Source organism: Streptococcus sp. OMI750, assembly GCF_047463895.1.
In the GTDB taxonomy this organism is placed as follows: Bacteria; Bacillota; Bacilli; order Lactobacillales; family Streptococcaceae; genus Streptococcus.
In genome coordinates, this window is record NZ_JASHCZ010000002.1 from 208,318 (window position 1) to 227,942 (window position 19,625).

Annotated in this window: 20 protein-coding genes and 1 riboswitch; of the genes, 1 reads left to right on the forward strand and 19 read right to left on the reverse strand. The window is 43.0% G+C overall.

Annotation, left to right across the window (positions count from 1 at the left end):
• Genes QM830_RS05570 through tmk form a run of 6 tightly spaced genes read right to left on the reverse strand, consistent with a single transcriptional unit; the run spans position 1 to position 3,793 of the window.
• Positions 1-492 carry a methylated-DNA--[protein]-cysteine S-methyltransferase gene (locus QM830_RS05570; protein WP_009731463.1) on the reverse strand — a complete coding sequence of 164 codons (492 nt, stop codon included), beginning with the start codon at positions 490-492 and terminating at the stop codon, positions 1-3.
• The gene (locus tag QM830_RS05575) at positions 476-1,057 is read right to left on the reverse strand and encodes a GNAT family N-acetyltransferase (protein ID WP_037613917.1); all 582 of its coding nucleotides are present in this window, start codon (positions 1,055-1,057) and stop codon (positions 476-478) included. Before QM830_RS05575 ends, QM830_RS05570 begins: the two co-directional genes overlap by 17 nt.
• A gap of 17 nt (positions 1,058-1,074) precedes the next feature.
• The gene (rsmI, locus tag QM830_RS05580) at positions 1,075-1,932 is read right to left on the reverse strand and encodes a 16S rRNA (cytidine(1402)-2'-O)-methyltransferase (RefSeq protein WP_414325911.1); all 858 of its coding nucleotides are present in this window, start codon (positions 1,930-1,932) and stop codon (positions 1,075-1,077) included.
• Positions 1,933-1,934: 2 nt separating this feature from the next.
• Complete coding sequence (gene yabA, locus QM830_RS05585) at positions 1,935-2,255, reverse strand: DNA replication initiation control protein YabA (RefSeq protein WP_049497826.1); 321 nt, start codon at positions 2,253-2,255, stop codon at positions 1,935-1,937.
• A 9-nt stretch (positions 2,256-2,264) separates the two neighbouring features.
• Positions 2,265-3,158: a DNA polymerase III subunit delta' gene (locus tag QM830_RS05590; protein WP_414325912.1), complete on the reverse strand. Its 894-nt coding sequence runs from the start codon at positions 3,156-3,158 to the stop codon at positions 2,265-2,267.
• Complete coding sequence (tmk, locus tag QM830_RS05595; protein WP_414325913.1) at positions 3,155-3,793, reverse strand: dTMP kinase; 639 nt, start codon at positions 3,791-3,793, stop codon at positions 3,155-3,157. The genes QM830_RS05590 and tmk overlap by 4 nt, the downstream gene beginning before the upstream one ends.
• Before the next feature lie 149 nt (positions 3,794-3,942).
• On the opposite strand from tmk, the gene QM830_RS05600 reads away from it, so the two are divergent.
• Positions 3,943-4,830, forward strand: a complete 888-nt coding sequence (locus tag QM830_RS05600; protein WP_414325914.1) for a YitT family protein — start codon at positions 3,943-3,945, stop codon at positions 4,828-4,830.
• A 40-nt stretch (positions 4,831-4,870) separates the two neighbouring features.
• Here the strand turns inward: QM830_RS05600 and QM830_RS05605 are convergent, their stop codons facing one another.
• The 13 genes from QM830_RS05605 to QM830_RS05665 form a co-directional block, all read right to left on the reverse strand.
• Entirely contained in the window at positions 4,871-5,527 is a 657-nt protein-coding gene (locus tag QM830_RS05605; protein WP_414325915.1) for a CBS and ACT domain-containing protein, read from the reverse strand.
• Positions 5,528-5,701: 174 nt separating this feature from the next.
• Entirely contained in the window at positions 5,702-6,412 is a 711-nt protein-coding gene (locus QM830_RS05610; RefSeq protein ID WP_414325916.1) for an ABC transporter ATP-binding protein, read from the reverse strand.
• Positions 6,412-7,176 carry an ABC transporter ATP-binding protein gene (locus QM830_RS05615; RefSeq protein ID WP_414325917.1) on the reverse strand — a complete coding sequence of 255 codons (765 nt, stop codon included), beginning with the start codon at positions 7,174-7,176 and terminating at the stop codon, positions 6,412-6,414. The genes QM830_RS05610 and QM830_RS05615 overlap by 1 nt, the downstream gene beginning before the upstream one ends.
• Positions 7,176-8,123, reverse strand: a complete 948-nt coding sequence (locus QM830_RS05620; RefSeq protein ID WP_342983528.1) for a branched-chain amino acid ABC transporter permease — start codon at positions 8,121-8,123, stop codon at positions 7,176-7,178. The genes QM830_RS05615 and QM830_RS05620 overlap by 1 nt, the downstream gene beginning before the upstream one ends.
• Before the next feature lie 3 nt (positions 8,124-8,126).
• Positions 8,127-8,996, reverse strand: a complete 870-nt coding sequence (locus tag QM830_RS05625) for a branched-chain amino acid ABC transporter permease (RefSeq protein ID WP_009731472.1) — start codon at positions 8,994-8,996, stop codon at positions 8,127-8,129.
• 81 nt (positions 8,997-9,077) lie between these two features.
• Complete coding sequence (locus tag QM830_RS05630; protein ID WP_009731473.1) at positions 9,078-10,235, reverse strand: ABC transporter substrate-binding protein; 1,158 nt, start codon at positions 10,233-10,235, stop codon at positions 9,078-9,080.
• A gap of 110 nt (positions 10,236-10,345) precedes the next feature.
• Positions 10,346-10,624, reverse strand: a complete 279-nt coding sequence (locus QM830_RS05635) for a DUF2129 domain-containing protein (protein WP_414325918.1) — start codon at positions 10,622-10,624, stop codon at positions 10,346-10,348.
• A 122-nt stretch (positions 10,625-10,746) separates the two neighbouring features.
• Positions 10,747-11,337 carry an ATP-dependent Clp protease proteolytic subunit ClpP gene (gene clpP / locus QM830_RS05640; protein ID WP_414325919.1) on the reverse strand — a complete coding sequence of 197 codons (591 nt, stop codon included), beginning with the start codon at positions 11,335-11,337 and terminating at the stop codon, positions 10,747-10,749.
• 127 nt (positions 11,338-11,464) lie between these two features.
• Positions 11,465-12,094 (reverse strand): uracil phosphoribosyltransferase, encoded by a 630-nt coding sequence (upp, locus tag QM830_RS05645; RefSeq protein ID WP_009731476.1) that lies wholly within the window; start codon positions 12,092-12,094, stop codon positions 11,465-11,467.
• Between the two features lie 221 nt (positions 12,095-12,315).
• Positions 12,316-14,976 carry a magnesium-translocating P-type ATPase gene (mgtA, locus tag QM830_RS05650; protein WP_414325920.1) on the reverse strand — a complete coding sequence of 887 codons (2,661 nt, stop codon included), beginning with the start codon at positions 14,974-14,976 and terminating at the stop codon, positions 12,316-12,318.
• A 206-nt stretch (positions 14,977-15,182) separates the two neighbouring features.
• Positions 15,183-15,340, reverse strand: a riboswitch (M-box (ykoK) riboswitch).
• A 35-nt stretch (positions 15,341-15,375) separates the two neighbouring features.
• Positions 15,376-16,539, reverse strand: coding sequence for a MalY/PatB family protein (locus QM830_RS05655; protein WP_009731478.1), 1,164 nt, complete (start codon positions 16,537-16,539; stop codon positions 15,376-15,378).
• Between the two features lies 1 nt (position 16,540).
• On the reverse strand, positions 16,541-17,638 hold the full coding sequence (locus tag QM830_RS05660) for a cystathionine gamma-synthase (protein WP_414325921.1): 1,098 nt from the start codon (positions 17,636-17,638) through the stop codon (positions 16,541-16,543).
• Positions 17,639-17,927: 289 nt separating this feature from the next.
• Complete coding sequence (locus QM830_RS05665) at positions 17,928-19,556, reverse strand: putative polysaccharide biosynthesis protein (protein ID WP_414325922.1); 1,629 nt, start codon at positions 19,554-19,556, stop codon at positions 17,928-17,930.
• Positions 19,557-19,625 lie beyond the last annotated feature (69 nt).

Here is a 19,625-nt window from a genome sequence, read left to right on the forward strand (position 1 = left end):
TCATTTCTCCTTCCAGGTAATTCCTTCGTGTTGTAAGAGCCAGCGTTTACGATCGAGTCCAGACGCATAGCCTGTCAATTCTCCATTTTTTCCCATCACGCGGTGACAGGGGACTAGAATTGTCAAGGGATTGCGCCCAACAGCTTGTCCCACGGCCTGAGCAGAACCACAAGAAAGATCCTGGGCAAGCTGCCCATAGGTCTTGGTCTCACCATAGGGGATCTCTCGCAACAACTGCCATACCCGCTCTTGAAAGGCTGTTCCTTTTGGCGCTAATGGAAAGCTGACGGGAATTGGATCCCCCGCAAAATAGTGGTCCAACCACTCCTTCACCTTTTCATGGAAGGGATGAACTTGCTCTAGGGCTCCATCAGAATCTGGTACAGGCTCTTTTGGATCATAAAAATCAAGCTCTACAAGGCCTTCTTCGCTGACAATGATCGAAAGAAGTCCCATAGGGCTTTCATAGAATTGTTTAAGATAAAGTGTCATTGTAGGCCGCTTCTGCTCTTTGGTCCCAGCGGTCCTCTTCTGAGACCACTTGGAACAAACTGGTTTCTGCTTTTCGTTTGATCTTTTGATAAGCCAGACGGACACCATCAATTGGGACCTTTCCACAATAATGGTAGCCTAATTTTTCAAGCAAATGTTGCATGACCAGATTATCCGGATGCGTATCGCAACGGAAATCAGGCCCTTTTTCTCCTTCGATCAACCCTTGGAGGAAGGTCTGAGCCACCCCTTTGCCAGCAGCTTCTTTGGCCACAGCGACACGGTGAAAGGTAACATACATATAGTTGTCATGCTCCCACTTGCCATCGTAAATCTCATTATAGGCCGCTTCATTTCCCTTGTGGACGGCTGCATAGGCTACGACCTCTTGGTCTTCAACGGCCACATAGCCACGACTTTCTAGTATATCCTCAAAAATGATCTCTTCATCTGGATAGCCATCCTGCCACTGGTCAACCTGTCTTTGAGCCAGGCTTTCCTTGGCATCTTGGATGATTTCCATAATTCGCTTAATCTCGTTGGGATAAGCCATTCTAATTTCCATCCTGCTTTCAACCTTTCTTACTCTTGATGGTAACGAGCATAGAGCTCACTCTTTTGCAGGCCGTATTGTTTGGCGACCTGTTTAATTGCTTGATTTTTCTTCATCCCCTCTTGGACCAAGGTATCGATCTCTTGGATCAAGTCGACCTCTTCTAGGTCTAGCTCTTCTTCCTTGGCTCCTTCGACGATCAAGAGGCATTCCCCTTTGAGAGGATTTTCTTCAAGAAATGCGACTAACTCAGAAATGCTGCCGCGAGTATATTCTTCGTAGATCTTGGTCAATTCACGAACCAAGACAACCGGACGATCCCCATAGACAGCCAACATATTCTCTAAGGTCGCCTTCACCCGATGGGGCGACTCATAAAAGATCTGGGTCTCCGGATAGGCCACTTTTTCTTGGAAAAAGGTCTTTTGTTGCCCCTCTTTGCGAGGCAGAAATCCATAAAAAATATGAGGTTGAGGGGCTAGGCCACTGGCAATCAAGCCAGTAATCCCTGCACTTGGACCAGGAACAGCTACGACAGGAATCTCGCGTTCAATCGCTGCCTTGACCAAATCATGACCAGGATCAGAAATACTTGGGAGTCCTGCATCTGAGACTTGCGCCACATCCTTTCCGGATTCTAAATGGGCGATCAGATCTGGAATTTTCTCCATGGCATTGTGTTCATGAAAGCTAGTCTGGGGAGTCCTAATCTCAAAATGCTTGAGCAAGAGGCCTGTATTTCTAGTATCCTCAGCTGCGATCAAGTCCACATCCTTCAAGGTCTGGACCATGCGGTAACTCATATCTTCACGATTGCCGATCGGTGTTGGGACCAGGTAAAGCACCCCTGTTTTCTTTTCCCCTTTAAAACTTCGTTGGATCTGCATGCTTACTCCCTAAATAACAACTCGTCACAAAACATACACTCTTCATCGTTCTCACGGCGTTGACCATAGGAATAGGTGCAAATATGAAAGCCGTCATTGTAAATTCGTTGCAAATTTTCACGACCATGGTGTTGTGACTTTGTGGAGGAGGTCTTCTCCACTTCCCCCAAACGCTCTCTCAATTTATCATTTTCTAAGCGAAGAGCTGTATTTTCTTCGATGACTTGTTTCAAATTTTTCTTGATGGCTTCGACTTCAGCCAAGGTGACCAACAAATTCTGAGAAAAGCCGTCTAAAGCATCAAATAATTCTTTTTTATTCATTCTGACTCCTTAACTTTCTAAGCTCAAAACCATATATTCTAAAGCATTTTGAAAAGAAACATTGGCCTTCCACATGGTGCGAGCAAGACTCAATTTTTCCAGCAGCTGCTGGGATCTGCTCAAGTGCAATTGCTCTTCTAAAGCCAACTCCATCAAACGAAAGGCCTGGCTTTGTTTTTCCTTATCATCTGTTAAACTCACCAATCGAGTTACTTCCAAATAGGCGCGATTCAAATTAGATTGACAACGTTCGATGAACTGATCACAAACTTTAGCCAACTCAAAAAAATTAGCATTCTTTTTTTGCTGCTCTGCCTCTTCGAGACTAAAACTAAAACGAGCTACTAGACTTGCTTGCGATTTAATCAAGCCTTCTTTTTCTAGCAGTTCGGTTAGATAGGCTTGCTTTTTAGGAAAATGGACCTGCTGGGCCCGACTCTTGATGGTCGGTAAAATCAAATTTTCATCGGATGTCAACAAGAAGAGATAGATCTCACTCTGGGGTTCTTCCATGACTTTTAAGAGAGAGTTGGCTGCATTGGTATGCATCTTATCCGCATCTTGGACGATAAAGACCTGCCGACTTCCTTCAAATCCGGATTGAGAAAAATCTTGAACCAGCGAGCGAATACGATCAGTCTTTATGATCTGGTTGACTGGACGCACGATCTTCACATCTGAGAATTCTTCTTCAGCAATCAAGCGGCAGGACCGACATTTGCCACAAGGCCAGACTCCCTGCAAATCTTCGCAAAACTGACTCTGAGCTAGCAAGAGGGCCATCTCAAAACTGGCAAAAGAGCCTGTAAAGAGATAAGCATGACTGAGCTGTTTATGTTCTAGGATCTGGGTGAAGCGCTCCACCAGTTCTGGCTGGAGCTGTTGGATCTCTTCTAGATTCATTTCAATGTCCCCAAGCGATTTTCTAAAACAGCCAAGACATCCGCAAAGACTGCTTCAAAGGATTGACTGGCATCGATTTTCACAATGCGCTCTGGGTCTTTTTCATACAAGGCCAAATAACCCTGTCTGACTTTTTGGTGAAGCTCCAATCCTTCCAAATCCAAACGATTGACTTCCCGCTCTTGGTTTTTCGCAATTCGGGCGAGCCCTTCTTCGACATCGACATCAAAGTATAGGGTTAGGTCTGGTTTAAGGCCATCTGTCGCGAATTGATTGAGCCACTCGATATCTTCCACACTCAGACCGCGACCATACCCTTGATAAGCGACCGAGCTGTCAATAAAGCGGTCCATCAAGACGATCTTGCCAGCTGCAAGAGCTGGCAAGACACGTTCTACCAAATGCTGCCGGCGACTAGCAATATAGAGCAACAACTCGGTCTTTGCATCCATATTAGTATGGTCTGGATCTAAAATAACCTGGCGGATTTTTTCTGCAATGTCGACACCACCTGGTTCACGGGTTGTGATATAAGGAATTCCTTTTTCTTCAAGTAGAGGCAAAACGGCTTCTAGGATCGATGATTTTCCTGCTCCTTCTGGACCTTCAAATGAAATTAATGTACCGTTTCCCATAGTATCCTCTTTCTAGTTTTCTTCTTTTTATTTTACCAAAAATAAGGGTAAAAATCTTGTATTTTAGGAGAGAAAATTTTTCAAAGTCATTTTCATTTTTTCACTTTTTTGTTACAATGTTCTTATAAAGTTTTAGGAGAAAACCTATCATGTTTAAATTTAAAGATATTCTGGCTATCATTTTTGGGGCCGGCATTTTTTCATTTGGAATCTATTTTTTGGTCATCCCTTTTCACTTCTATGAAGGAGGAGCAACAGGGATTACCTTGATCACCTATTACCTCTTCAAAATTCCTGTATCCCTGATGAACTTACTGATCAATATTCCTCTCTTTGTTCTCGCCTGGAAACTTCTAGGCAAAAAATCTCTGTATCTAAGCTTACTGGGAACCTTCTCGGTTTCAGCTTGGATGGCACTCTTTGAGGCCATGCCTCTCAGCCACCACTACCATCACTTCATCTTTGACGCCTTTAAAGGAGATATTCTGCTTGCCTGTATTGCCTCAGGGGTTGTGCTTGGTTTGGGGCTAGGGATCATCTTCAATGCTGGAGGAACCACTGGAGGAACAGATATCCTCGCTCGCATCTTTAATAAATACACTTCCCTCAGTATGGGAAAACTCATGTTGATTGTAGATGCCATTGTTTTGATAACGGTTGTCGTAGTCTTCCAAGATGTCCGTACCGCCATGTATACTCTCTTCTTCATCCTGATTGACACCCTTGTGATCGACTTGATTGGGGAAGGTGGTTTCGCTGGAAAAGGCTTCCTCATCGTTACTGCCAAGCCAGAAGAGATCGCCAAAAAGGTATCCGACGATCTAGGCCGTGGGATCACCTTCATTCGTGGAATGGGCTACTACAGCCGCAAGGACTTGGATATTGTCTATTGTGTCGTTTCACGGAATGAAATGAAACAAATGAAAGATATCGTTAATCAGATCGATCCATTTGCCTTTATTACGATTTCTGAAGCACACGAAATTCTAGGCGAAGGCTTCACTTTAGATAAAGAAAAACAACCCATTAACCGTTAATAAAAAATCAGACTGGATTGTCATCCAGTCTGATTTTTTATTAAATAGCTTTTGCGCTAGTTCGAGTGATTTCATCTACTTTCAAACCGTTGGCTTCAAATTTAGTACGGATCCCTTCTAGATCTGTTACTCCATCAATCTGAACTTCGATGACGACATGATCATCTTTGGTTGGGATATTGACCGTATTAGCAATGTTATATCCTTCTTCTACAATCAAGTGAATGATTTGCTCTAGGACACCAACCTTGTCTTCCGTCACAAAGCGAACACGGACTCCTTCTTCTCCATAACCAGATACTTCAAGGAAGGCACGGAAAATATCACGATCCGTGATGACACCGGATACTTGGTCATTGTCCACGACTGGAAGAATTCCCACCTTGTTCTTATACATGAGGTAAGTCGCATCTTCTAAGCTTGCAAATTTAGAGACGGTAATGACATCGCGAAGCATGACATCTTTAACCTTGGTCTTGTTCAACAGATAGTTCATCTCGAAAATAGACAAGCTTGTTGCTTTAGATGGACTAGCTTCTGCAATCGTACCTTCTGTCACCAAGCCAACTAATCGATCATTTTCAATGACTGGCAAACGGTGCAAACCTTGTTCGCGCATCAAATCTGCCGCATGGGCAATTGTCGTATCTGGACTAATGTAAACCACTTTACGTGTCATAAAATCTTTAACAGCCATAACAAGTTCTCCTATGCTTTTATTAGTTTTATTATACTTGATTTTAAGAATGATTTCAAACGCTTTCAGCAGTTTTCTCTTGTTTTCAAAATTTAGAAAAATCAAACAGGAGAGATAAAAAAAGAAAGGTTTTTCGGGCCTTTCTTTTTAACGTTCTAGTGAATTTTAGAAATCTTATCCACCAAGGTAAGCCTTGCGGACTTCTTCTGAGGCTAAGAGTTCTTTTCCTGTTCCGGTAAGAACGACTTTCCCTGTTTCCAAAACATAACCGCGGTCTGCGATGGCAAGAGCCTTGTTGGCATTTTGCTCGATTAAGAGAACCGTTGTTCCTTGTTTTTGGATATCTTGGATAATATCAAAGATTTCTTGGATAAAGATAGGGGCCAATCCCATAGAAGGTTCATCCAGAAGCAAGAGTTTTGGCGTTGACATAAGTGCACGACCCATTGCTAACATTTGTTGTTCCCCACCAGATAGGGTTGCTGCATCTTGGTTCTTCCGTTCTTCCAAACGTGGGAAACGGGAGAAGACTTTCTTCAAGTTAGCTTGATTTTCTTCTCGATCTTTCTTCAAGAAAGCTCCCATCTCCAAGTTTTCCATAACAGTTAAGCCCGGAAAGACGTGGCGGCCTTCTGGAACTTGAGATAGTCCGGCTGCTACAATCTTTTGAGCAGGAACCTTTTGAATCTCCTGACCCAAAAACTCGATTTTCCCAGTACTTGGACGCACCAAACCTGAAATGGTACGAAGAATAGATGTTTTCCCAGCACCGTTAGCACCGATAAGAGAAACAACTTCCCCTTCGTTTACCTCGAAACTGACATCACGGACAGCCTGGATCATGCCATAGTGTACAGAAAGATTTTCAACTTTTAACATAGACATTAGGCTTCACCTCCTAGATATGCTTCGATTACACGTTTGTTGGTCTTGATTTCATCTGGCCTACCATGGGCAATCAAGCGACCATATTCCAATACATAAATCCGTTCTGTTACTTCCATGACCAAGCTCATATCGTGTTCGATCAGCATGATCGTAATATTGAATTCTTTTTGAATGCGACGGATCAATTGGGTCAATTCTGCTGTTTCTTGAGGGTTCATTCCTGCAGCAGGTTCATCCAAGAAGAGAATTTTTGGCTCTGTAGCAAGGGCACGAACGATCTCCAAGTGACGTTGTTGTCCGTAAGCTAAGTTCTTAGCCAAGGTATCTGCTTCTTTTTCCAAACCAAAAATGGCTAACAATTCAAGAGCTTTTACTTTCAATGCTTCTTCATTTTTGTAATAGCTTGGCAAACGGAACAGACTAGCAAAGACATGTGGTTTGTGGTGATTGGCAAAGGCAATCAAGACATTATCCAAAACGCTCAAGTCTTTAAAGAGACGAATATTTTGGAAAGTCCGTCCCAGACCACCTGCAGCGATTTTATAAGGTGCCTTGCCATTAAGTAGCTGACCATCTAAGGTAATGGTCCCTTCACTTGGCTCATACACTCCTGTTAGGAGGTTGAAGAGGGTTGTTTTTCCGGCACCGTTGGGCCCGATCAAACCAACCAATTCCCCTTCATTGAGTTCCATGGTCACATCCCCAACGGCTGTCAAACCACCAAAGTTTTTTGTTAAATTTTTTACTTCAAGAAGTGCCATTAGTTAGCCTCCTTTTTTGAGAGTAGTTTTTTCAAGCTGAATTCCCATGTTCCAAGAAGACCACCTGGACGGAAGATCATCACGAGAATCAAAGCCAATGAGTAAATGATCATACGGACACTTGAGAAGTCTTGAAGCACCATGTTCAAGATCCCCAAGACGATAGCTGCCACAACTGTTCCTGACATTGATCCCAAACCACCAAACACGACAATGATCAAGACATTAATAGTATTGGTGAAAGAATAATCTTTAGGAACAACGGAGCCAATAAAGCCAGCTTGGAGAGATCCAGCAATCGCCGCTGTGATCGCACCAAATACAAAGGCGATGACTTTGACTTTGGTCGTATTGATCCCAACAGATTCTGCTGCGATTTCATCTTCACGAACAGAAAGGGTAGAGCGTCCAATTGGACTGCGTAAGAAGTTAATCGTAAAGATCGTTGTAATCACGACAAAGAGGTAAACCAATTGCCATGTTGTAAAGGCTGGCAAACCAAGGATACCAGCGGCACCATTTGTTAGAGTACCACCATTGACGATCAAGATCCGGATGATTTCAGAAACCCCAAGTGTCGCAATCGCGAGGTAGTCTCCTTTCAAACGAAGGGTTGGAACCCCAACGATCAAGGCAACGACACCAGCAATCAAGGCCCCTAAAACCATCGCGCCAAAGAAAGCACCGTAGGTTGGTGATTTGGAACCGAGAATGGCTGCAGAGTAGGCACCAATTGCCATAAATCCGGCATGTCCGAGTGAGAATTGACCTGAGAAACCAACGATGAGGTTCAAGCCAACTGCAAGGATAATGTTAATCCCGATTTGTTCCAAAATTTGGATATAGAAGAGGTTAAGCACACCCGTTGCAACCAAGACTTGGATCAAGGCAAAACCTGCGACCAAAAGACCAAGCCAGACTAAATTCACTTTTAAATTTTGTTTCATGGCTTACACCTTCTCTTTCACATTTTTACCGAGGATACCTGCTGGACGGATGAGCAAGATCACAATCAAGATGGCATACACAATGGCATCACGGAAGTCTGAAAGACCGATCGCTGTAGCGAAGGTTTCCAACAAACCGATGACAAATCCACCTAGGGCAGCACCTGGAATGATTCCGATTCCTCCAAGAACGGCTGCGACAAAGGCTTTGATCCCTGGTGTCATCCCCATCAAAGGCTCAATCGAGTTGTAATACAAACCGATCAAGACACCACCAGCACCTGCCAAGGCTGATCCCAAAGCAAAGGTAAAGCTGATGGTCCGGTTTACATTAATCCCCATCAATTGAGCAGCATCACTATCGACAGAAACAGCACGCATAGCTTTCCCCATCTTTGTCTTTTGGATAATAAATTGAAGAGCGACCATCAAGAAAATAGACACTCCTAAGATCATCAACTGAATGTTGGAGATTGAAATAGGACCAAAGTTGTAACGAACAGTTTCAATGACTTGCGGGAAGGAACGGGTATTGGCTCCTACAAAGAAGACCATCCCATATTCAAGCAAGAAGGAAACCCCGATGGCTGTGATCAAGGCTGCAATCCGAGTCGAATGACGAAGCGGACGATAAGCCAAGTATTCAATCACAACCCCTAAAATAGCTGTTCCAACCATAGCTAGAAGCAAAGCTACAAAGAAGTTCACTTTCAATGAGTTCAATAAGAAATATCCCATAAAGGCACCTACCATGTAGATATCCCCATGGGCAAAGTTGATCAATTTGATAATTCCATACACCATAGTATAACCAAGGGCCAAGAGTGCATAGACACTTCCCAAGATTAGACCGTTCACTAATTGCTGGAGCATTTGAACCATCCTTTCTAACAATAAAGAGCGAGGCCAGGAATTTTTATTCTCCCAGCCTCTTGTACAAACAACAAATGATAATTATGGTTTAACAGACTCAACAGATTTGACTTTACCATCTTTCAAGCCAATCATCAGAGCTGATTTAACCGGGTTGTGGTTCTTGTCGATTGACATTGTACCAGTCACACCTTCCAAGTCTTTCAACTTCGCAAGGTTGTCTTTCAATTCAACAGAGTTCTTAGCACCTTTAGATGCTTCTGCAACCATGTAAACTGAATCATACGCCAAAGCTGCAAACATTGAAGGTTCTTCGTTGTATTTTGCTTTATAAGCTTCTACGAATTTCTTGGCTTTATCAGTCATTTCACCTTCAGTAGAGAATCCAGCTACATAGTAGATGTCTGTAGCTGCAGCAGGTGTTGCTTGTTCAACGAATTTCGCATCGCTAAATCCATCACCACCAATGATTGGTTGTTTGATTCCCATACCACGTGCTTGGTTTACAATCTTACCAGTTTCAGTGTAGTACCCTGGAAGGACAATCGCATCGAAGTCTTTGTCTTTGATTTTTGTAAGAGCAGCTTGGAAGTCTGTATCCTTAGATTGGAACGTTTCTGTTGCTACGATTTCACCTTTATAAGATTTCTTGAAGGCTTCAGCAATTCCTTTAGCATAGTCAGATGAGTTATCGTAGTAAAGAACGACTTTCTTGGCTTTCAAGTTATCCATTGTATATTTTGAAATGATTTGTCCTTGGAAGCTATCGATGAAGGTTGCACGGAAAAGGTAATCTTGACCTTTTGTCAAATCATCTTGAGTTGCAGATGGTGTAACCAGTGGAACACCAGCTTTACCAGCATTGGCAACCGCTGCTGCAGTAGCACCTGAAGTGGCAGGTCCTACAAGAGCATTTACTTTTGATTGAGTAACAAGGTTTGTTGTAACGGTAGCTGCTTCAGCTGTTTCAGACTTGTTATCTTTGTCTGTGACAACGATCTTCTTACCGTCAGCTCCACCCTTAGCGTTGATTTCATCAACGGCTAATTGAGCACCTTTTTGTTCAGCACTACCGTAGGCTGCAACTTCACCAGTTTTTTCAAAGTTAAAACCGACTTTTAGTTCTTTGCCGATTTCGTTACCAGTTGTGTTTGAACCTGAAGTAGAAACTTCACCACAAGCAGCAAGAAGAGCGACACTTGCAATGGTTAAAAATGAAAGAGCAAATTTTTTCTTCATTTGTAATGATCTCCTTAAATAAATCTTAAAATAAATACATATTAAGAATATACCGAATTATCTGACAATTGTCAATAAAAAAAGCGCAATCCAGAAAATGATTGCGTTTTCTATCCTTTTAGGACCACAGATGAGGTCTCTAATCGCTGCAAACTACCGACAAAATCTGTATCTAACTCTTTGAGATAGCAAGGCAAGACCTTTTTGACATAACGTTCTTTCTTTAAGTCTTCCATAATTTGATCAGCTTTGTCACTATCCACATACAATTGGACATAGCGACATTTCTTGGAATGATACAAGACATCTCCAACTGATTGTAATTTTTTTCCATCCCGATTGTAATACAATTTAACAATCAAGCCTGTTCTTTCTTGTTTCTCAAACATGGTTAATCCCTTTCTCGTTCTGTTACTAGTATATCAAATTTCAAGAAAAAGAACTACTCTTTTATGAGAGCAAAAAAGGCTGGACCATCGCCCAGCCTCCATGATATTCCCTTTAGAAAGGGTTAGCCCAGATTATTATTGGCCATGATTTCATCAATAAAGCCATATTCAAGAGTTTCTTGCGCACTCATCCAATTATCACGTTCTGCATCTGCATGCACTTTTTCGATCGGCTGACCTGAATTTTCCGCAAGGATTTTTTCCAAGTTATTCCGTGTTTTGAGCAAATGTTCTGCTGCGATCGCCATATCGGTTTGTTGGGTACCGCCACCAGTGCCCCCCATTGGTTGGTGGATCATGTACTCAGCATTTGGCAACATGAAACGTTTGCCTTTCGCACCACTTGACGCAATCACAGTCCCCATTGAAGCTGCCATCCCCATAACAATGGTTTGGACATCTGACTTGATAAAGTTCATGGTATCGACGATAGCCAGACCTGCTGAAACAGAACCTCCTGGGGTATTGATATACATATAGATATCTTTGGTGTTATCTTGAGCATCCAAGAAGAGCAATTGGGCAATAATCGAATTGGCCATTTGATCCTCAACTGGACCTGTCACCATGATAATCCGATCTTTCAACAGACGGGAATAAATATCGTAAGAACGTTCTCCACGGCTGGTTTGTTCAATAACTACTGGAATCATTTATTCTTCTCCTTTAGTATCCATTCATTCTCACAATTCGTGAGGTTCAAGGTATATCTGCTATTATAAACCAATGGTCAAAAAAGGTCAATTTTTTAGCACCTATCCCTTACTATGAATGGGCTTTTTATTTAGTACCGAACAAACGGTCACCCGCATCTCCAAGACCTGGAACAATGTAGCCATGATCATTCAAGTGGTCGTCGAGAGCTGCTGTAAAGATATCAACATCTGGATGCGCTTCTTGAAGAGCTTTCACCCCTTCTGGTGCCGCCACCAAGCAGACAAACTTGATATGGCTAGCGCCACGTTTTTTCAAGGAATCAATCGCTAGAATAGCGGATCCGCCCGTAGCAAGCATCGGGTCTACTACAAAGATACGACGTTGATCAATATCTTCTGGCAATTTCACCAAGTATTCAACTGGTTTCAAGGTTTCTTCATCACGGTACATCCCGATATGTCCAACTTTTGCTGCTGGTACCAAACTCAAGAGCCCATCGACCATCCCAATTCCTGCACGAAGGATTGGAACAATGGCCAATTTCTTCCCTGCAATTTGTTTTTGAACGGTTTTGGTAATCGGTGTTTCAATTTCTACATCTTCAAGAGGTAATTCGCGCAAGACTTCGTAACCCATCAACATAGCAATCTCATCTACCAATTCACGAAAGGCCTTCGTAGAGGTATCTGTACGACGAAGAATAGATAATTTGTGTTGAATCAGTGGATGTGTAATAACTTCTAGTTTTCCCATTTTTGAGATCCTTCTTTCTAAGCTGCTATCCTTTAAAAAGGAGCTTGGATTGAGAAAGAGTCAAGCTCTCCCTCTTTCTGTTACTCCTTTTTTGATACGCGCAACACGTGGAAATCATCTTTTCCAACTTTATATTCGTCTTATTATACCAAATTTTACCAAAAAAAGAGAGCCCTTACACTTAATTTTTTAAGTTCGGACTCACTCTTTCTATGGAAAAATCACAACCATTCCTTGTATTTCTTAATATAGATACGTTTGACAACCGTCACACTCAGCATATAGAGGACAATAATCGCAAACAATAGAACAAAGTACAATCCATTGAGTTGGCTCAACTTCAAGATAGAGGCCAAAGGACTATATGGAAGGGAGGTTACAAAGAAGGCTGCTGCTAGGGTCGTCACCACGACTGAGAAGGCTGGACGACTTTGGATAAATGGCAGTTTTGGTGAACGCAACATATGAATAACCATGGTTTGAGACCACATGGATTCGATAAACCATCCGGTTTGGAAAACCATAATAAAGGCTGCTGCGTCTGCTGCTCCATGGTTGTAGCCATGACCTAAAATCATTGGGACAAGAAGGAAGTAAAGAAGCATGTAGGTGATGATATCAAATACAGATGAAATTGGACCAATCCAGGCCATAAAGCGCATGATAGAGTTTGCTTCCCAGATACGAGGTTTCTTGAGGAATTCCTTGTCGACATTGTCAAAAGGTAGGGCGATACAAGAAAGATCATAGATAAGATTGAGCACAATCAAATGAACGGGAGCCATTGGAAGGAAGGGCAAAAAGATGCTGGCAAAGAGAAGAGAAAAGATATTCCCGAAGTTAGAAGAGACCGTCATCTTGATGTACTTGGTCATATTGGCATAGACCTTGCGGCCTTCGACCAAGCCTTTTTCAAGAACCATCAAGTCCTTATCCAGAAGGATGACATCTGCCGTTTCTTTGGCAATATCAACAGCGGTATCCACGGAGATCCCAACGTCTGAGACCTTCATAGATGGAGCATCGTTAATACCATCTCCCATGTAACCAACCTTGTGGCCATTGTTCTTTAGGCACAAGATGATCCGGGCTTTTTGATCTGGTGATAGTTTGGCAAAGACCGTTGTTGTTTCCACAACTTGTGCTAACTCTTGGTCAGTCATCGTATCAATTTCGCTTCCCAAAAGAATCCGCTCTACATCTAGTCCTACTTTTTCACAGACAGCTTGGGTGACCTTTTCATTGTCCCCAGTTAAGATCTTGGTGGTTACCCCATATTCTGCAAGAGCTTTAATCGCTGGAGCTGCAGAAGGTTTTGGTGGATCAAGAAAGGCAAGGTAACCGGTTAGGATCATGTCTCCTTCATCTTCAACACTAAAGATTTCATTTTCGTCCAAGTCGGTTTTGTAGCTGACACCCAAAACACGAAGACCTTGTTCATTTAACTGAGCAACTTCAGCGAGGACCTCTTGACGGACTTCATCTGTCAAGCGTTTAATCTCTCCCTTGTACTCAACATAAGTCGATACAGAAAGCATTTCTTCCAAGGCACCCTTAGTCACCATGCTGACCACACCGTCTTCGTCTTTGACAATGACACTCATGCGACGACGTTCAAAATCAAAGGGCAATTCATCAATCTTATGGAAGTTTTGATCCAGATCGCGGACGATTTCATGTTTCTTGGCTTCTTTATGGGTCCGATTGATAATCGCCCGGTCCATCAAATTTTTTAGCCCGGTTTGGAAATAGGAATTCAAGTAAGCCCGGCGAAGGACTGATAGATCCAAATCGCCATGGATATCAAGCGGATACTCCAAAACGATTTCATCTTGGGTCAAGGTTCCTGTTTTATCTGTACACAAAATATCAATAGCCCCGAGGTCTTGAATGGCATTGAGTTTTTTGATAACGACTTTTTCCTTGGCCATGATGATGGATCCCTTAGCAAGACTCGCCGTAATAATCATCGGCAGCATTTCAGGAGTCAAACCAACCCCAACGCTGAGGGCAAAGACACCCGCTTCTAACCAGTCACCATCTGTGAGGCCATTGATCACAAAGACAACGGGCACCATCACTAACATGAGCCGAATCAAGAGCCAAGAGATGGTATTCATTTCTCTCTCAAATGAGGTTGGTTCGTCATAGGTGTTGATGGTTTGCTCAATAGCGCCCATCATGGTTTCATCCCCCACGACCAAGACCAAGGCTGTCCCCCGCCCTGAGATGACATTGGTCCCCATAAAGGCCAAGCTTTCACTCTCCAAAAGACTATCTAGATTTTGACTGTCAGCTTTTCTGAGACAAACCTTTTCAACAGCATCACTTTCCCCTGTGAGACCAGATTGTTGGACAAAGAAGTCACGGGAATCAATCAAGACCACATCAGCTGGGATCATATCACCGGCACTCAGTTTGATCACATCTCCGACAACGATTTCATCAATAGGAATTTCTTGTTCTGATCCATCACGCAGAACGGTTGCTGTATTGACAATCATACGTGATAAGTTGCTGGCAGCTTTGTCGCTCCGCAATTCTTGAATGAAGCGGATCCCACCAGAGATCAAGACCAAGGTCACAATGATGATAGAGGTCGTTGGGTCCTGCTCACCTGGTTTTGCTAGCCAGACATTAGTGATGAAGGAAACCAGCGCAATGACCAACAAAATCACTGTAAAAGGATTGATGATCGATTCGTAGATCTTTTTGATCATGGAATCTTCTTGACCTTTTGTGATGACATTTTCGCCATAAGTATCTCGGTTTTCTTCTACTTGATCGTCAACCAAACCAAGGGCACTGGTTTTGTAGGTGGCAAAGGTGCTTTCAAGCGGTTCTTGAAGAGCAGCAATGAGTCTTTCTTTATTTGTTTGCATTGGTATCTCCTTTTTCAATCAGGAGCCAATCACTTTTGGAGTCCCTACGACACAAATCAGCGATTGGCTGGTTCGGTACGGTTCGGGATGATCATCGATTTGTATCATAGCTCTCTCCTTTCTCTTTTCTAGGTAAGGCATAAAAAGAGTCCTACCCTTGATCGGTAGGACTCATGAAACTCGTCATTTATTTTTCAATCAAAACTCTTAAAAAACTGACCGTCCAAGCTTTAGCTCCGCAAGGCGATGAAATGAGCTTAGTCTTGACCTTTGCGATCAGGACTGTTGACCAACGAGTAGTGTCTCCACTGCTTTGCGGTAGTCATCCGTATCCTTGTGGTAGCCTCACCTACCGTATTTCGAGTTTATTGTACTCCTTCACTTACAGAAAGTCAACACTTATTTGTGAAAAGTTTCCACCAAGCGTTTGGTGATTTCTTCAATGAGGGTGAAGGGAGCTGCCACATTAAGGCGGGCATGCAAGGTTCCTTCTTTTCCGAAATCTGATCCACGGTTCAAAATCAATTTAGCTTGGTCATGGATTTTAGCATGTAGCTCATCATCCGTATAAGGATAGGCTGAAAAGTCCAACCAAAGAAGATAGGTTCCTTGGGGCTTCATGACACGGATTTGGGTCTTTTCATGCAATGCATCTACCACATAGTCAATGTGTTTTTCAAAGACTTGCTTGAGCTCCGTCAACCATGGCTTACCATGACGATAGGCAGCTTCCGTTGCAATATAACCTAAGCCTGAAATTTCATGTTGATTATTGGCCAATTGCCGTTGTTTAAAGGCTGTCCGAAGTTTTGGATTTTCAATGACCACATAGGAATTTTTTGTTCCTGCAATATTGAAGGTCTTGGTCGCACTAGTTAAGATCAAGCTAAAATCTTTAAAGCTTGGATCAACCGTGTTAAAGCTGGTATGACGGTGTCCAAACAAGGCTAAGTCTTGGTGAATTTCATCTGAAACGAGAAGGACTCCATGTTTTTGACAGAGATGGCCAATTTTTTCCAAGACCTCACGATCCCATACACGACCACCAGGATTGTGCGGATTACACAAGACATAGAGTTTGACATCCTGCTCCACAATATCTTTTTCCAACTGATCAAAATCAATTTGAAAGAGTCCGTCTTTTTCAATCAGCGAATTTTCAATCAATTTTCGTCGATTGCACTTGACACTTCGTGCAAATGGAGGATAGACCGGTGTATTGATTAAGACCGCATCCCCTTCCTTGGTGAAGGCTTGAATAGCTGTTGAAATAGCTGGAACAACACCTTCGATAAAGACGATCGCTTCCTTGTCAAAGGAATAACCGTGTTCTTCTTTTTCCCACTCAAGGATCGACTGATAGAGGCTGTCTGCAGCATAGGTGTAGCCGTAGACCATTTGGTCAGCATAGCCAATCACCGCTTCTCGTACTTCTGGAATGACGTTAAAATCCATGTCCGCGATCCAAGCCGGAATGATCTCTGGATCCGTCTCTGTCTCTTTCCATTTGTAGGTATGGTGGGTCAACCGATTCGGTAAGGTCGTAAAATCATATTTGCTCATCTTAAGCCTCCAATGCTTGCTTCAAATCGTCAATCAAATCATCCGAATCTTCGATTCCGATAGACAAACGAAGCAGGTCATCTGTCAAACCGTATGAATGACGAACTTCAGCTGGAATATCAGCGTGGGTCTGGGTTGTAGGATAGGTAATAAGACTCTCAACTCCCCCCAGACTTTCTGCAAAAGTAAAGACTTGAAGAGAATTTAAAAAGTTAGGAATTTTTGTCTCATCCTGAATTTTAAAGGAGACCATTCCCCCTTTTCCAGTGTAGAGGACTTCTTTAACTTGAGGTGCTGTTTTCAAGAATTCAACCACCTTGCGAGCATTCTCTGTCGAACGCTCCATCCGGATCGAAAGTGTCTTGATCCCACGAATCAACAGATAACTATCAAATGGGGAAAGAACAGCACCTGTCGTGTTCAAATTGTAAAAGAGTTTGTCATACAAGTCTGCATCATTTGTCACGACAACACCAGCCAAGACATCGTTGTGACCAGCCAGGTACTTGGTTGCTGAATGAAGAACAATATCCGCTCCCTCTTCAATCGGGCGTTGATAGATCGGGCTATAGAAGGTATTGTCCACCACGACTTTGGCACCTTTTGCATGGGCCAATTTGGCTAAATGAGCAATATCAAATTCCAACATCAATGGATTGGTTGGTGTTTCAATATAGAGGACATCCACCGGACCATGATCTAGATGGTGGATCAGTTCTTCTTCCGTATTGGCATAGGTGAAAGAGAAACGACCTTCTTGCTCTTGTTGGTTAAACCAGCGGAAAGAACCTCCATAAAGGTCACGAACGGCTAAGACTTTTGAACCAACAGGGAAAATGCTAAAAGCAAGCACAATAGCTGACATTCCAGAGCTTGTCGCCAAAGCATAGTCTGCACTTTCGATAGCTGCCAAAGTTTTCTCAGCTGTTGCGCGTGTTGGATTTTTCGTACGGGTATAGTCAAAACCTGTAGACTGACCAAATTCTGGGTGTTGGTAAGTCGTAGAGAAATGCAAAGGAGTCGTCAAAGCTCCCGTTGCTTTATCCGACTTGATTCCTGCCTGTGCCAAGATAGTATTGATATTGCGTTTTTTACTCATATTGCCCTCCGATAAACATTCAATCTAACTGCTTACTATTTTATCACTATTATGAGGAGAGCGGTTTTCCCATTTCCAAGACCCAGCTATAGTTTCAAACTATAAGAAAAGAGAGTGGGACAGAAATCGGTAATTCGTTAGAATTCGATTTCGTCGTCCCACCTCCGCACAGTTGAGTAGGGCTGTAAAAGCTGATGAAATCAGCGTAGTAGAGGCCACTCAACCACTGCGACTTGCTCGACAATCCAAAAACAAGAAGAGGCTGGGCACTTTTTACCCAACCTCTGATTTATTTAATCCGGAATTTTTGTCTGAGACGTGCAGCTTGACCTCCAATAAAGCGGTCAAAATACCGTAGCCATAATCCTAAGGCTCCATAAATAGCAACTCCTAATCCGCCTATGACGATGATATAAATCATGCTCGATACACGGCCATTTGGTGGGAAAATCCAGCCCAAAATCAAGCCTGCGATCAAGACTCCAAGTAGCATCACTACAGTCAGGATAGAACCAAGCAAGGTCCGCTTGAAGATGATGGTTCGATTAAACTGAGTAATGGTTTGGATCTCCCGATACATGAGAACGATTGGCACCATTAAGGCAATGGTCGTTGACAAAAGCGGCCCATAAGAACGAAAGACCAAAATAAATGGAATTTGTAGGACCAATTTCACCACTACACCATAAAAGAAGTAGCGGATGGCCTTGCGATTTTGAAAGAGGGCTTGAATCATTGGCGATAAGACCGTGTAAAGACCGAGAATTACCGTCTGCAACATTGCTACAATGAAGAGGCCCAAAGCTAAGTTATCTGGTTGCCCGTAGAAAACGGTATAGAGGGGTCTTGCAACAGCTACTGCACCAAAGGTGGCTGGAAGCAAGAAAGCTAGCAACATGGTCAAGTTATCCTGTACGAGCTTCCCAGCTGCTTTTAGGTCCCCCTTCACATAATTCTCTGTCAACAGAGGAATCCCAACTCCCCCAATCGAAGTCGCTACTGCTATCAAGATCATGGTAATTTTGTTTGGATTAGCAGAGAAATAACTAAACATGACCATGAGCTGCTTTTGACTATAGTCTGTGAACCAAGACATGACATTGATAAAGGTCATCTGGTCAACAATTTGGAAGAGCTGAATCGCAGAACCAGTAATGATAAAAGGAATAGCTTCCCGAATCGTATCGATCAAGAGAGCCCGAGTGTCAATCCCTTCACTTCCCTCTTGCTTTCTAAAAATAGAAGAGAGCAAGCCTGTCTTTGCAAGGTAATAAAAGAGCACCAGAAGGCTCGCTCCCATACCGATAAAGGCCGCAAAGGTCGACTGCGTCACAGCCTGCACATAGTCTCCTGAGCCAATCTTCATAATGAAGAAGGTCGTGAGCAACATCCAGATGACCCGGATCACTTGTTCAGCGATCTGGCTAATGGCGTAAGGCTTCATGTTGTTAAAACCTTGGAAAAATCCCCGGATGACACTCATGGAAGGAAAGATCAAGACAGCCCAAGAAAGGCTCTGCATGATCGGAATCAACTCTTTTCCCCCACCTGAAAGACTAGCAAAGACAGGAGACAAAAGATACATGAGAATGGCAAATCCAAGGCCTAGAATTCCCATGAACTTCAAGAAACCCCGAATCAAAGCAAAACTATGATCGGCTTGGTCCCGGGTATTGTACTTGGCTACTTGCTTGGCAACGGCTACGGGTACTCCGGCTGTCGAAATCAAGAGAAACCAAGCATAGATATTGTAGCCCATTGTAAAAAGACCATTGGCTTGTGGCCCATATTTTCCCATCCAAATATACCAAGGAATAATATAAGCGGCTCCTAGCAAACGGCTGATAAAGTTGCTGGCTGTCATCCAGGCAGTCCCGCGTAGCATCTGGGCTTGCTGGTCATTTTGTTCGTGACTCATTGGTGTCCTCTTTCGTTTCTTCTTCTCTTCATTATAAACTTTTCCATGACACTTGTAAAATAGGGACTT